The sequence below is a fragment of the Tabrizicola sp. genome, from assembly GCF_034366665.1.
Taxonomy (GTDB): Bacteria; Pseudomonadota; Alphaproteobacteria; order Rhodobacterales; family Rhodobacteraceae; genus Tabrizicola.
In genome coordinates this window covers 37,599-50,779 of sequence record NZ_JAXMMF010000038.1, presented here as the reverse complement: position 1 = coordinate 50,779, position 13,181 = coordinate 37,599, and the positions used below count along the sequence as shown (strand labels likewise).

Sequence of the window (13,181 nt, the reverse complement as noted above, 5' to 3'; positions counted from 1 at the left end):
CCATCGCCCAAGCCCTTGTGCCCGACACGCAGGCAACCGGCCTTGACTTGCGCCCGGTCGGCACCGGGCGCGTCAACCTGCACGCCCGCTTTGCCGGAGTGGTCTTGGTCCAGGCCGACCGGGTGGACGGCCTGAACGCCATTGACCCGATGATCACCCTTGCCACAGTCCCGCGCTGGCAGCGGGTGGCTGCGGGCGAGATGGTCGCCACCGTGAAGATCATTGCCTACGGGGTCGCGGCGGCCGCAGTTGCCTCGGCCTGCAGGGCCGGGGCAGAGGCGCTGCGCCTGTGTCCGGTGCAGCTGCGGCGCATCGCTTTGGTCGAGACCCATACCGACCCCACCGCCAAGGTGCTTGGCGTCGATGCGATCACCCAGCGGCTTGCCGTCCTTGGGGCCAGCCTGACCACCCACCTGCACAGTCCGCACCGTGAGGCCGACCTGGCCGCAACACTGGCGGCGGTCTCCGGGGCGGACCTGATCCTGATCCTGACCGCCTCGGCCACTTCGGACCCCCACGACGTCGCCCCGGCGGCAGTGCGCAGGGCAGGGGGTGCCGTTGACCGCTTCGGAATGCCGGTTGATCCCGGCAATCTGCTGTTTCTGGGCAACCTGCACGGAACTCCGGTCATCGGCCTGCCGGGATGCGCCCGCAGCCCCGCGCTGAACGGGGCGGACTGGGTGATGGAGCGGCTGATCTGCGGCGTGCCCGTCACCGCCGCCGATATTGCCGCGATGGGGGTTGGCGGGCTGCTGAAGGAAATCCCGACGCGCGGCCGGTTGCGCGAGGCGAAGGCCGAATGAAAAAGCGGGGGCAGATTGCCCCCGCACATGGTCCGGATTAAAGCGGTCTGCCCTACTTGGGGCCGATCATCATCACCATCTGCCGGCCTTCCAGCCGCGGGAAGCTTTCGATCTTGCCGACCTCGGCAACATCCGCCTCGACCCGCTTCAGAAGTTCAAGCCCCAGGTCCTGGTGCGCCATTTCGCGGCCGCGGAACCGCAGGGTGATCTTCACCTTGTCGCCCTCGTCCAGGAACTTGAAGACGGACCGCATCTTGACTTCATAGTCATGGATGTCGGTGCCCGGGCGGAACTTGATTTCCTTGATCTCGATGATCTTCTGCTTCTTGCGGGCCTCGGCCTCGCGCTTCTGCGTCTCGTACTTGAACTTGCCGAAGTCCATGATCTTGCAGACCGGCGGAACCGCGGTCGGCGAGATTTCAACCAGGTCCAGTCCGGCTTCCTCGGCCATCTGCATCGCGCGGGCGGGGGTCACCACCCCGACGTTTTCGCCATCCGCGCCAATCAGGCGGATCTCCGGAGCGCGGATGCGGTCGTTGATGCGGGGACCGGTTTCGCGTTGCGGCGGGGCATTGTGCGGTCTGCGGGCTATGGTAGTCGTCCTTTGATGGTTGTTTGTCCGCGCGCAATCTAGACCCCGGCGGCCACATCTGCAACCCGGCTGGCCCGCCAGAGTTCCAGATTTCCCCGGAATTCCGGCGTTTTTCCCCGTGCTGCACTGCGGCACTCTTTTCATTTCCCGGTCAAGGTGCCATATGACCGCCATCCGGGCGCTAGCTCCGGTCATGGGAGTATCAAACATGAACAGAACCGTTATCATCGGCGCTATCGTCGTCCTTCTGGCCGCTGGCGGCTACTATCAGTTCAGCTACAAGCCGGCTCAGGAAGCTGCCGAACAGGCCGCTGCCGCCGCTGCTCAGGCCGAGGCCGACGCCAAGGCTGCCGAAGAAGCCGCTGCCAAAGCCGCGGAAGAGGCTGCCGCCGCTGCGCAGCAAGCCGCTGACGAAGCTGCTGCCGCCACCACCGAAGCTGCGACCGATGCCGCGGCTGCAACCACCGAAGCTGCGACCGACGCTGCTGCGGCCACCACCGAAGCTGCGACCGACGCCGCTGCCGCCACGACCGAAGCCGCGACCGACGCTGCCGCTGCTGTCACCGACGCGGCTGCCGCTCTGGACCCGGCCAACTTCAACGCCGACTCTGTCGTGGCGCTGATCGACGGCTCGACCCTTGACGACGCGACCAAGACCACGCTGAAGACCGCTGTCGAAGCTGCCCGCGCCAACCCGGCACTGGTTGCGGACACGATCGCCCAGGTCAAGACCGCGCTTGGCATGTAATCTTCGGCACCCGCCGAATTCGAAGGCCGCAGGGGTTCCTGCGGCCTTTTTCTTTGGACTGCCTCTGGCCTTTGTCCAAAAGAAAAGGCCGCGACGGACGCGGCCTTTTCCCCTGTTGAAATCATTTGGACGCAGAAAGCCGCCCCGCGCGGGCAGCTTCAGATCCCGTCCCCGACAAAGGCCTTTTCCACGACGAATTCCTTCGGGTCGGAATTGGCCCCTTCGCGCAGGCCGAAGCCTTCCAGGATCGCCTTCACATCGACGTTGAAGGCGAGGCTGCCGCAGACCATCGCCCGGTCTTCCAGCGGGTTCATCTTCGGCAGATCAAGGTCCGTGAAGACCTTGCCCGAGGCGAGGTTGTCCGTGACCCGCCCCATGTGATGGAACGCCTCGCGCGTGGTCGTCGGATAGTAGCGCAGCTTGCCCTGCACCATCTCGCCGATCAGCGGATCTGCTTCCAGCCCTTCGACCAGTTGCCGACCATACTCCAGCTCTGCCACCTCGCGGCAGGTGTGCATCATGATGACCTGATCGAATTTCTCATAGACCTCGGGGTCCCGCATCAGGGACGCGAAGGGGGCCAAGCCGGTCCCGGTCGCCAGGAACCACAGCCGCTTGCCCGGAAGAAGCGCGTCGACCACCAGCGTCCCCACCGGCTTTGGCCGCAGGATGATTTCGTCCCCCGGCTGGATGTGCTGGAGGCGAGAGGTCAGCGGGCCATCCGGCACCTTGATCGAGTAGAACTCCAGCTCTTCATCCCAGCTGGGCGAGGCGATGGAATAGGCCCGCAGCAGGGGTTTTCCGTTGTCCGCCATCAGCCCGATCATCACGAACTCCCCCGAGCGGAACCGCAAGGTCTGGGGGCGGGTGACGCGGAACGAAAACAGCCGGTCGGTCCAGTGGGTGACCTGGGTCACGGTCTGGGCGTCGGGCAGGTGCGGTTTGGCCTGGATCGGGCGTGCGTCGGTCATTGCGGTCGCTTCGGTCATGAGGGTCATCCCGGCCTAGACCGGCTTTCTTGCAATAGCGTTGATTCAGATCAGGCGAAAGTCAGGCGCGCAGCCGGGCCTGATAATGATGCGCCTGCCAGTCGGCGCGGAACTGCCACTGGTCGGCGGGCTGGCGGGCGGCGAGATCCTCGGGGATCTCGGCCCCGTCAAAGCCCACGCGGCGCAGCATCGCATACTGGTCGGCGATCACCGGCCCCTTGGCCAGAAGCTGGCCCTTGTACCCCATCTCGCGCAGGCGGCGCGCGATGGTGAAGGCGCGACCGTCGTTGAAGGCCGGGAAGGCCACGCGGATCAGGCGCAGGCGGTCCAGATGCCCGGCCAGCGCCGCCGGGTCGTCGGTGTTGGTCAGGTCCACCTCGGTCTGGTCGGTCAGGTCCGCCAATGAGACAACCTCGGCCTGCGTGCCGGGCGCAAAGCCTGCGTCGGTGACGATGACGGTCATGCCGCATTCTCCTTTGGGGCTTTCACGGCCTTGCCGTCGATGAAATGGATGCCGCATTCGGTCTTGGCCTGACCGCGCCACCGGCCTGCGCGCGGGTCTTCGCCGGGCTTGACCGGGCTGGTGCAGGGCGCGCAGCCGATGGAGGGATAGCCCCTGGCCACCAGAGGGTGCCGGGGCAGGCGGTTTTCGACCATGTATTCCTCAAGGTCCTCGCGGCCCCAATGGGCCAGCGGGTTGACCTTGATCCGGTGGTCGCCTTCGTTCTCGAAGAAGTCGATGGTGCCCCGGTCCTGGTTCTGGAAGCGCTTGCGCCCGGTGATCCAGCCGTCGAAGGGGGCCAGGGCGCGTTCCAGCGGCTCGACCTTGCGGACGTTGCAGCAGCTGTCTGTGCTGAACTGGTGCAAGGTGCCGTCGGGGTCTTCAAAGCTGATGCGGGCCGGGTTGGCGCGGATTGTGCGGACATCGCAGAGGTTCAGCTTCTCGGCCAGCTCGCGCTGGTAATCCAACGTCTCCTGAAAGAGCATCTTCGTGTCGACGAAGAGCACCGGCGTTTCCGGCGCGATCACCGAGACAAGGTGAAGTAGCACCACCGATTCCGCCCCAAAGGACGAGACCAGCGCCACGCGGCCCAGGTCGTCGTCCTTCAGCGCATGTTCCAGCACAGCCGTGGCCGAGTGGTGCTTGTAGCGCGCGTTCAGCGTGGCGACCCGCTCGGCGACGGGGCCTTCGTGGCGCCCGATCTGACCAGAGTCACGCGGCATCTTGCGCGGCTTCCGTGTCATAAAGCGCGGCCTTGAACGGCTCCATCCCGACCCGCTTGAAGGCTTGCAGGAAGGTCTCGGACGGCTCGACCCGCAGGTCCAGATAGGCGCGCAGGATGCGTTCGATGGCGGGGACGATCTCGGTATATGCAAAGCCCGGGCCGGTCTTTTCGCCGATCACTGCGTCTTCGGTGCCGTCGCCGCCAAGCGTGATCTGGTAGTTCTCCACCCCCGCACGGTCGAGGCCGAGGATGCCGATATGGCCGACGTGGTGGTGGCCGCAAGCGTTGATGCAGCCGGAGATCTTGATCTTCAGCGGGCCGATCTCATGCTCCAGCTTCAGCGCCTCAAAATGCGTCGCCAGTTCCTGCGCGACGGGGATCGAGCGGGCCGTGGCAAGGGCGCAGTAGTCCATGCCGGGGCAAGCGATGATGTCTGACAGAAGCCCGACGTTGGCAGTGCCGAGGCCCGCATGGGTCAGGGCCGCGTGCAGGGTCGGCAGGTCCGACTTGTGGACATGCGGCAGGATCACGTTCTGCTCGTGGCTGATGCGCAGGTCGCCGTGGCCGTACGTCACGGCCAGGTCCGCCATCAGGCGCATCTGGTCGGACGAGGCGTCGCCCGGGGTCTGGCCGTGGGCCTTGAGGCTGATCGTGACGATGGCGTACTGGGCGTTGCGATGGGCGGTCAGATTGGTGTCAGCCCAGGCGCGGAACACCGGGTCGGCGCTGTAGAAGGCGTCATAGGCATCCACGGGCGCGTTGCGGAAGGCTGGGGGCGCGAAGGCGTCGCGGATTTCCGCCAGAAGTTTCTGGTCGTGGCCAGCGAAGAGGGGGCGAAGCTCGGCGAACCGTGCCTCGATCATCCGGGTGATTTCCTCGGCCCCGGTCTCGTGCACGGTGATCTTGATCCGCGCCTTGTACTTGTTGTCGCGGCGGCCAAGCGTGTTGTAGACGCTGAGCACGGCCTCGACATACGGCAAAAGGTCGGCCTCCGGCAGGAAGTCGCGGACGGTGACGCCGATCATGGGTGTCCGACCAAGGCCGCCACCGACGATGACCTCAAATCCCGGCTCTCCGGCCGCGTTGCGGACCATGCGCAAGCCGATGTCGTGGGCGCGGGTCACGGCGCGGTCGTTCGGGCTGCCGGTGATGGCGATCTTGAACTTGCGGGGCAGGAATTGGAATTCCGGGTGGTCGGTTGACCACTGGCGGAGAAGTTCCGCGTAGGGGCGGGGGTCGGCGATTTCATCTGCGGCGGCCCCGGCGAAATGGTCGGCGGTTACGTTGCGAACACAGTTGCCCGAGGTCTGGATGGCGTGCATTTCCACATCGGCCAAGGCGCCAAGGATCGCGGGCACGTCAGGGAGTTTAGGCCAGTTGAACTGGATGTTCTGCCGGGTGGTGAAGTGGCCGTAGCCCTTGTCCCAGGTGTCTGCGATGTAGGCCAGCTGGCGCATCTGGCGCGGGCTGACCGTGCCGTAAGGGATCGCCACGCGCAGCATGTAGGCGTGCAGCTGCAAGTAAAGCCCGTTCATCAGGCGCAGCGGGCGGAATTCATCCTCGGTCAGGCTGCCGTCAAGGCGGCGTTCGACCTGATTGGTGAACTGCGCGACGCGGGTGCGGACGAAGGCTTCGTCGAAGTCGGAATAGGAATACATGCCTGCCTCAGTGCGCCAGATCGGCTTGCTTGCCGTGGTGATAGTTCGACGGGCCGCGGGTGCGGAACTCTTCGCGGAAATGGGTCGGTTCCGGTCCCTGGGCACCGGGCTTGGCATCGGCCAGATAGGCGCCGACCACAAGCAGTTTCTGCGCTGCGGCGTGAAGCAGGCGCATCTGGGCGTGGGCCTCGTCCTCGATCAGCTCGGCCTCGTGGTGATGGGCGGACCACTGGTCGTCTGCGGTCAGGTAGACGACATCGCCTTCCCGCAGGCGGTTCGCGGTCACGATCTTCGGAGTGAAGCGGCGGCTCATGATGCCCTCGGGTTCAGGAAATTACCTTTGGAATATAGAATATTTTCCCGGTTCGAGACCAGTGACCCTTGCAGATAAGGACGCTTGTTCCGATACTATTGGCGATGCAAACTGCTGTTCCGGGAAAGAGGGATATTCAGGAATGAGTGCCGCGCTGGACGATCTGGACCGGAAAATCCTGTCCGAACTGCAAGGGGACGCCGAGCAGTCGCTGGATGAAATCGCCCGCAAGGTGGGGTCCTCGAAGACGCCGGTCTGGAACCGGATCCGGCGGATGCGCGAGCAGGGGGTGATCACCCGGACGACGGCGATCCTGGACCCCGAGGCCCTGGGGCTGGAGGCCTGTTTCTTCGTGCTGATCCGCACGTCCGAGCATGAGGCGGAGTGGCAGCGGAAGTTCCTGAAGGCCCTGCGCGAACGCCCCGAGGTGCTGGAGGCGCACCGGCTTGCGGGGGACATCGACTATATCCTGAAAGTGCGGGTCAAGAACGCGCGGGCTTATGACACCTTCTATCAGGCGCTGATTTCCGAAGTGCGGATCTATAACGTGACCGCACTTCTCAGCATGGAAGAGATCAAGTCGACGACCGTCCTTCCCCTGTGACAAGCGGTTTCGAAACGGAGCGCTGACGCGCAAGTCTTTTGTCTCGTCGTCGGGGCTTTCGCCCTCCTCCTCGGGGGCCTCCGGCGGGGATATTTTCTGCCAGGTGAAAGGCTTATCCGGTGACGCGCAATTCGCGCAGTCCGTGGAAGTGGTAGACGTCGCCGTACTGTGGCTTGGCCGCAAGGGCGAGCCGGGGGTGGTGCTGAAAGAGGATCGGCAGGGCGATCTGCAGCTCCAGCCGGGCCAGGGGCGCGCCGACGCAGAAGTGGAGACCTGCGCCGAAGCTGGCATGGGGCTTCACCGGGCGCGAGGGCTTGAAGCGGGCAGGGTCTTCCCAGGCACCGGGGTCGCGGTTGGCGGCGGCAAGGAGAAGTGCCACCTGGTCGCCGCGCTGGAAACGGTGGCCCATGACCTCGATGTCCTCATAGGCCCAGCGGGTGAACATGTGCAGCGCGGGGTCGTAGCGCAGGATTTCCTCGACCGTGGAGTCCACGTTGTCCGGGTCCAGGGCGGAAAGGGGCGTGCGGGTTTCCAGCAGCGTCTTCACGCCGTTGCCGATGGTGTGGACCGTGGCTTCGTGGCCCGCGTTCAAGAGCAGGATGCAGGTCGAGATCAGCTCGTCGGTGGTCAGCTTGTCGCCCTCCATCTCGGCGGCGATGAGCTGGGTGATCAGGTCATCGGCGGGGCGGGCGCGGCGGTCGTCGATATAGGCGCGCAGGAAGGCGACGAAGGCTTCGGTCGCGGCGACGGCCTTGTCTTCCATGTCGCGGGTGCGGCCCGCCATGTACATGCCGACCATCGCGTTCGACCAGCGCAGCAGGTCTGGTGCCATGTCTTCGGGGACGCCCAGAAGGCGGGCGATAATGCGGACGGGCAGGGGTTGGGCGAAGGCAGTCAGAAGGTCGAACTCGCCTTTCGGACAGGCCTGGGCCAGTTCGGTGGCCAGCGCGGTGACGTCGGGGGCCAGGCCCGAGATCCGGCGCGAGGTGAAGGCGCGCAGGACGAGGTTGCGCAGGCGGGTGTGGCGGGGCGGCTCCAGCTCCAGCATGGAATGCGCCTCGACGGCGTAGAAGGGCGCGAGGTGGGGTGGGATCGGCAGGGGGTCAACCGGCTCACGTCCGAAGCGGCGGTCGCGGAAGATCGCGTTCACGGCGGCGGCGCTGCCGGTGCAGATAAGGTTGTAGTCGGTCCACCGGAAGAAGGGGCCAGCGGCACGGGCGCGGTCGTAGAACGGGTAGGGGTTCTGCACGAAAGCGGGGTCGGTCGGAGACTGCTGCAGTTCGATCATGCGCGCTTGCCCCCGATCAGGCCTTGGGCGATGGCCGCACCCGTCACCACAATGGCGGCTCCGACGGTTTGCGCCCAGTTCCAGGGGCCGCCCATCAGGAAGACCATCAGCATGACGTAGAACGGCACCGCGTTCATGTGCATCGAAGCGGCCCCGATGCCGATCCGGCCGACCGAGACGATCCAGAGAAGTTGCGCGATGGCCATCGAGCCGATGGAAAAGGCGGCAAGCCCCCCGAACTCGACCCAGCCGATCGCGGCCCAGTCCGGCCAATGACCGCGCAAGGTCCCGTCGGCCAGCGCGGCGAGGGTGGCGACGATGGCTCCGCCCGCGATGGTGATCGTGCTTCGGCCCAGCGGGGTGAGGTCGGGGAAGGCCTTCACCGTCTCACGCGAGCCCCAGGTGTAGAAGGTGACCGAGGCGAGTGCGGCAAGGACGCCGATCCCGAAGCTGACCTCGCCGTCGGCCCCGCTGACTGCGATAAGACCGCCTGCGACCGACAGGACAAGACCCACGGCGAGAGCGCGGGTGAAGGGGCGGTGGTCTGCAAGACACTCCAGAAGGATGCCGATCACCGGCATGATCGCGCTGACGATGGCGACAGTGACGGGGTCATTGTACTGCAGCGCGATGATCACGAAGAACGAGGCAAGCCCCAGCGTCACGAAGCCGACCCAGGCCCCGCGCAGCCAGTTTGCGCCTAGCACGACCTTGCCGCCCTCGATCATCCACCAGATCGGCAGCAGGACCGCCGCCGCCAGAAGCGCCCGACAGGCGGTCAGGGCGATGGGCGGCATGTGGGGGATGATCAGGTCGGCCGCCGGCAGCCCGGCGGACCAGATCACCATCGAGGCGAGGCAGATCAGGTTCGAGACGACAAGCGAGCGCCGCGCCGTGGGATCAAGTGTGGTCATTCGCACAGCCTATGGGGCGGTCGCGGGCAGGGCTGGCCTGTCCGCGACAGGGCAAGGTCGTCAGGCGGCGGAAAGCGCGGCCACGATGGCCCCGAAGTCCGCAGCCTTGAGGCTTGCCCCCCCGACCAGTGCGCCATCGACGTGCGGCACGGCGAAGATGTCCGTCGCGTTCGAGGGCTTGACCGAACCGCCATAAAGAAGACGGACGCCATTCGCCTCTTCCCCGATCAGCCCGCGCAGACGGCCGCGCAGGAAGCTGTGGACTTCGGCGATTTCGGCCAGGGTGGGGGTGCGGCCGGTGCCGATGGCCCAGACCGGCTCGTAGGCCACAACGAGGTTCGCTGCCGTAGCGCCCAGCGGGACCGAGCCGTCGATCTGCGTCCCGATCACCGCCAGGGTCTTGCCTGCATCCCTCTCGGCCTCGGTCTCGCCGATGCAGACGATGGCGATCAGGCCTGCGTCCACCACGGCCTGCGCCTTGGCCCGGACCAAAGCGTCGGTCTCGGCGTGGTCGGTGCGGCGCTCGGAGTGGCCCAGGATCACATGCGTCGCACCGGCGTCCTTCAGCATGGCGACCGAGAGGTCCCCGGTATGCGCGCCCTGGGGCTTAGGATGGCAGTCCTGCGCGCCGACCATCAGGGCCGATCCTGTCGCGGCTTCGGCCATCCGGTCGATCAGCGTGGCGGGCGGGCAAAGAAGCATCTCGCAGGCCGGGGCGGGATGGGCCGCAAGCAACGCCGACACCTCGGCCAGCGCGGCCTTGGTGCCATTCATCTTCCAGTTTCCGGCGGCGAGTTTCTTCATGTCGGCAATTCCTTCTTCGGCCAACACACGCCTAGCGTGTCGGGGCGCAAAGGAAAAGACGGCAGATCGAGAACACTGTGTCCGAACGGCCGATCAAGCGGCAGGGGCGTCGCGGAACTTGATCGATTCGCCGCAGCCACAGGCCTCGACCACATTGGGGTTGCGGAACTTGAAGCCGCTTTCGACAAGGCCGATCTCGTAGTCGATCTCGGTGCCGATCAGGAACATCTGGGCCATCGGCGCGATCATCACCCGGGCGCCGTCCTGTTCGACAACTTCGTCCAGCGGATTGACCGAGGTGACATAGTCCATCGTGTATTCCATCCCCGCGCAGCCACCCTTCTTGACGCCGATGCGCAGGCCCTGGCTGCCCTCACGCGCCATCAGCCGCGCGATCTGCCGGGTGGCGGAGGGGGTCAGGGTGACAGCGGCTTTGCCGGGGATGCCAAACATGGGATGGTCTCCTTTGACGTCAATCTAAGGTGCAACGGGCAAAATTCCAAGCGGTGCTGTCAGCGCAAGCGCGTGAAGCGTGGCAAAGGCTATGATCAGCGCCCAGCCGAACGAGGCAAGCGTGCCGATGATGACGTATTCCGAAAGCCTGCGGTCGTCCTTGACGGCCCCGAAGCGCAGGATGGATTTGGCGGCGATCAAGAGGCCCACGCCTTGCGCCTGGCCGAAAAGGACAAGGGCAAAGATGAGCCCACGCTCAAGATAGCCGATGACCCGGCCCGCGCCGGGGAGGCTTTTGCTGGCGTCACCCTTGCCAAGATGCGGCGCGAAGGGCTCCATCAAGAGGCCGACCGCAAAGCCCCCGGCACGGGTGGCAAGGATCAGGCCGGTCAGCAGGGCCATGAGTGCGGGCAGGTGGCTGAGGGGCAGGGACGTGGTGTCGGACCAGAGCCCGGTGCCAAGGATGCCGCCGGTGCTGCCGGTGGTGATGGCCCCGGGCGCCCAAAGCCCCTGTGCCCAAAGGTCGGGCAGCACCAGCGTCAGGGCGACCAGACTGGCCAGGTGCAGGACCTGGTCGATCAGAAAGGGGCCAAGGCCTCCCGCGGCTTTCCACAGGCTGGTCAGGGCCAGTTTGCCGACGTCGATGCCGATGTGGATCAGCGCAAGTGCCAGAAGTGCCGGGTGCAGCGTTCCGGTGGCGGCCACGGCGGTCAGCCCGACGATCAGGCCGTGCAGGCCCAGGGCCAGCGGATTGCGCTTGTTCCGGACGATCCAGTCGGTCTGCAGGACGAAATCGGCAAGGGTATGCGCGAAGAGAAGGGCGATGAAGGTTTCGGTCATGGCGCGGGGTCCCGGCTGTCACGGCGCTTCAAAGCTTCCCACCGACGCAGCACCGAGGCAATGGTGCCACAACCGGCGCCCCGCACCCGGTCGTTCACCGCCTGCGGGCTGATCCCAAGGGCCTTGCCGACTTCGGCAAGGGTAAGTGTCCGGTCGGGCGAGGCAAGCTGCAATGCCGCGGCCTCGGCCTGCGCGGCGGTCCAGCGGCCCATCCGTTCGCCCAGAAGATCGGCGATCATCGCGTCGGCGTCGGTCACCGAGGGACCCGCGATGGCGATGCGAGAGGCGTCGGCCATCTTGTCGAGACCCTGCCCCGAAAGCTCGAACGCCTTGCCCGCGGCATCGGCAAGGTCCGTGGTGCCCAGGCTTTCGGCGGGCCCGATGCCGATGGAGATGCGGCTTTCCAGGCCCATCGCCCCCAGGGTCGCCTGCAGGACGACAGCGGCACGCAGGGCAAGGCCGGGGGCCGTCAGGGCCAGCTGCCAGCCATCGCCGCGAAAGCGGGTGAAGCGGGTGTTGCCGGGCGGAGAGTGCCAGGCAGCGATCTGCCCGGCCGCGTGGCGCAGGGCCTGCATCGCCGCGTCGACCTGGTCCGCAGAGTGGCGCGTGGATGCGACAAGGTCACCGGTCAGGACTGCGATCTGGGGTGGGATCATAAGGCCCTGCGACTTGAAATGCGATCAATCAAGTCATAGAGCTTTAAATTTGCGAAATCAAGTCCCGGAACTTGATGCTACATGAAGCCCAATTCCAGTCGGGCTTCATCGGACATCATGTCCATGCCCCAGGGCGGGTCGAAGGTCATCTGGACATCGACATGCTTCACCCCGGCCAGGGGTTCCACGGCATTGGCGACCCAGCCCGGCATCTCACCGGCGACCGGGCAGCCGGGGGCGGTCAGGGTCATGGTGATCTCGACCTCGTTCTCCTTCCCGATCTCGATCGTGTAGACGAGGCCGAGGTCGAAGATGTTCACCGGGATTTCGGGGTCGTAGACCGTCCGGCACGCCTCGACGATCTGCGGATAGAGCGGATGGTCGGTGGTCGAGGGCTTGATAAGCGGCGCGCCCTCGGTCTGGCCCACGGTCTGGTCCTGCATGTTTTCCACTCGGCGGCAAAGGTTGTTGACCGATTATATAGGGAATGCCCGGGTCAAGGTCCAGTGCCGCCGGAAGGATCGGGTCCGCGATCAGAAGGGGATCTCGTCGTCCATGTCCGACCGGCCGCCACCGCCGCCCGAGGACGCACCGCCGCGCCCGCCGCCGGACGAAGAGCCACCGCCGTAGCCGCCCCCCTGGCCGCCCCCCTGGCCGCCATCATCATAGCCGCCGCGGTCATCGTAGCCGCCGCCACCAGCGCCCCCGCCGTCACCCCGGCCACCAAGCAGGGTCAGGTTGCCGTTGTAGGGGCGAAGCACGATTTCCGTGGTGTACTTGTCCTGGCCGGACTGGTCCTGCCATTTGCGGGTTTCCAGCGATCCCTCGATATAGACCGTGCTGCCCTTCTTCAGGTACTGCTCGGCGATCTTGGCCAGCCCTTCGTTGAAGATCGCGACCGAATGCCATTCGGTCCGCTCCTTGCGTTCGCCCGACTGCTTGTCGCGCCAGGTTTCCGAGGTGGCGATGCGCAGGTTCACCACCTTGCCGCCGTTCTGGAAACTGCGCACCTCGGGATCGCGGCCGAGGTTGCCGATGATGATGACCTTGTTGACCGACCCCGCCATGCGAATCTCCCTTGCAGATGTCCCGGGCAGGTTCGCCGCGGATGGTTAACAAACCTATACCGTCCTTGCCTGCGGCTGCAACCAGAGCGTCGGCAGCGGTCGGCGGCAAGGTCTGGCGGCAAGGTCTGGTGGCAAGGTCTGGATTGCCGCCAAATTGCGGTCTGGAAAATCTGGGCCGAGAGGCTATAGTCACCGCCGATGCATCAGGGTGCGTGGGACAGGTAAG

General features: G+C 65.8%; 17 protein-coding genes. 3 read left to right on the top strand and 14 right to left on the bottom strand.

The genetic code is table 11. From position 1 onward, the window contains the following. A partial coding sequence (locus tag U1E69_RS05080) for a molybdopterin biosynthesis protein (RefSeq protein WP_322243276.1) occupies positions 1-803 on the top strand: 803 nt, incomplete at its 5' end. 52 nt (positions 804-855) lie between these two features. Here the strand turns inward: U1E69_RS05080 and infC are convergent. Then, a complete protein-coding gene (infC, locus tag U1E69_RS05075) occupies positions 856-1,395 on the bottom strand; it encodes a translation initiation factor IF-3 (protein WP_367115736.1) in 540 nt (179 codons plus the stop codon). Positions 1,396-1,603: 208 nt separating this feature from the next. On the opposite strand from infC, the gene U1E69_RS05070 reads away from it, so the two are divergent. Then, positions 1,604-2,143 (top strand): hypothetical protein, encoded by a 540-nt coding sequence (locus tag U1E69_RS05070; protein WP_322243275.1) that lies wholly within the window; start codon positions 1,604-1,606, stop codon positions 2,141-2,143. Positions 2,144-2,301: 158 nt separating this feature from the next. On the opposite strand, the gene U1E69_RS05065 is transcribed toward U1E69_RS05070, so the two are convergent. From U1E69_RS05065 to U1E69_RS05045, 5 genes are all read right to left on the bottom strand, one after another. After that, a complete protein-coding gene (locus tag U1E69_RS05065; RefSeq protein ID WP_322243274.1) occupies positions 2,302-3,132 on the bottom strand; it encodes a ferredoxin--NADP reductase in 831 nt (276 codons plus the stop codon). A gap of 61 nt (positions 3,133-3,193) precedes the next feature. After that, positions 3,194-3,595 (bottom strand): DUF934 domain-containing protein, encoded by a 402-nt coding sequence (locus U1E69_RS05060; protein ID WP_322243273.1) that lies wholly within the window; start codon positions 3,593-3,595, stop codon positions 3,194-3,196. After that, on the bottom strand, positions 3,592-4,356 hold the full coding sequence (locus U1E69_RS05055; RefSeq protein ID WP_322243272.1) for a phosphoadenylyl-sulfate reductase: 765 nt from the start codon (positions 4,354-4,356) through the stop codon (positions 3,592-3,594). Before U1E69_RS05055 ends, U1E69_RS05060 begins: the two co-directional genes overlap by 4 nt. Further along, entirely contained in the window at positions 4,346-6,016 is a 1,671-nt protein-coding gene (locus tag U1E69_RS05050) for a nitrite/sulfite reductase (protein WP_322243271.1), read from the bottom strand. Before U1E69_RS05050 ends, U1E69_RS05055 begins: the two co-directional genes overlap by 11 nt. Positions 6,017-6,023: 7 nt before the next feature. Continuing rightward, positions 6,024-6,329, bottom strand: a complete 306-nt coding sequence (locus U1E69_RS05045; protein ID WP_322243270.1) for a DUF2849 domain-containing protein — start codon at positions 6,327-6,329, stop codon at positions 6,024-6,026. A gap of 142 nt (positions 6,330-6,471) precedes the next feature. Between U1E69_RS05045 and U1E69_RS05040 the strand changes: the two genes are divergently transcribed. Then, complete coding sequence (locus tag U1E69_RS05040; protein WP_322243269.1) at positions 6,472-6,933, top strand: Lrp/AsnC family transcriptional regulator; 462 nt, start codon at positions 6,472-6,474, stop codon at positions 6,931-6,933. Between the two features lie 112 nt (positions 6,934-7,045). Here U1E69_RS05040 and U1E69_RS05035 read toward each other — a convergent pair whose 3' ends face one another. The 8 genes from U1E69_RS05035 to ssb all read right to left on the bottom strand — a co-directional run bounded on the left by U1E69_RS05035 (position 7,046) and on the right by ssb (position 12,955). Continuing rightward, positions 7,046-8,221 (bottom strand): cytochrome P450, encoded by a 1,176-nt coding sequence (locus tag U1E69_RS05035; RefSeq protein WP_322243268.1) that lies wholly within the window; start codon positions 8,219-8,221, stop codon positions 7,046-7,048. Next, positions 8,218-9,135 carry a DMT family transporter gene (locus U1E69_RS05030; RefSeq protein ID WP_322243267.1) on the bottom strand — a complete coding sequence of 306 codons (918 nt, stop codon included), beginning with the start codon at positions 9,133-9,135 and terminating at the stop codon, positions 8,218-8,220. Before U1E69_RS05030 ends, U1E69_RS05035 begins: the two co-directional genes overlap by 4 nt. Positions 9,136-9,195: 60 nt before the next feature. Continuing rightward, the gene (tpiA, locus tag U1E69_RS05025) at positions 9,196-9,939 is read right to left on the bottom strand and encodes a triose-phosphate isomerase (protein WP_322243266.1); all 744 of its coding nucleotides are present in this window, start codon (positions 9,937-9,939) and stop codon (positions 9,196-9,198) included. A 93-nt stretch (positions 9,940-10,032) separates the two neighbouring features. After that, on the bottom strand, positions 10,033-10,392 hold the full coding sequence (locus tag U1E69_RS05020; RefSeq protein WP_322243265.1) for an iron-sulfur cluster assembly accessory protein: 360 nt from the start codon (positions 10,390-10,392) through the stop codon (positions 10,033-10,035). A 24-nt stretch (positions 10,393-10,416) separates the two neighbouring features. Further along, entirely contained in the window at positions 10,417-11,232 is an 816-nt protein-coding gene (locus tag U1E69_RS05015) for a DUF3307 domain-containing protein (protein WP_322243264.1), read from the bottom strand. Further along, the gene (locus U1E69_RS05010; protein WP_322243263.1) at positions 11,229-11,888 is read right to left on the bottom strand and encodes a hypothetical protein; all 660 of its coding nucleotides are present in this window, start codon (positions 11,886-11,888) and stop codon (positions 11,229-11,231) included. Before U1E69_RS05010 ends, U1E69_RS05015 begins: the two co-directional genes overlap by 4 nt. A 77-nt stretch (positions 11,889-11,965) precedes the next feature. Then, positions 11,966-12,331, bottom strand: coding sequence for an SUF system Fe-S cluster assembly protein (locus U1E69_RS05005; protein WP_322243283.1), 366 nt, complete (start codon positions 12,329-12,331; stop codon positions 11,966-11,968). Between the two features lie 90 nt (positions 12,332-12,421). Then, on the bottom strand, positions 12,422-12,955 hold the full coding sequence (ssb, locus tag U1E69_RS05000) for a single-stranded DNA-binding protein (protein ID WP_322243262.1): 534 nt from the start codon (positions 12,953-12,955) through the stop codon (positions 12,422-12,424). Between the last annotated feature and the right edge of the window lie 226 nt (positions 12,956-13,181).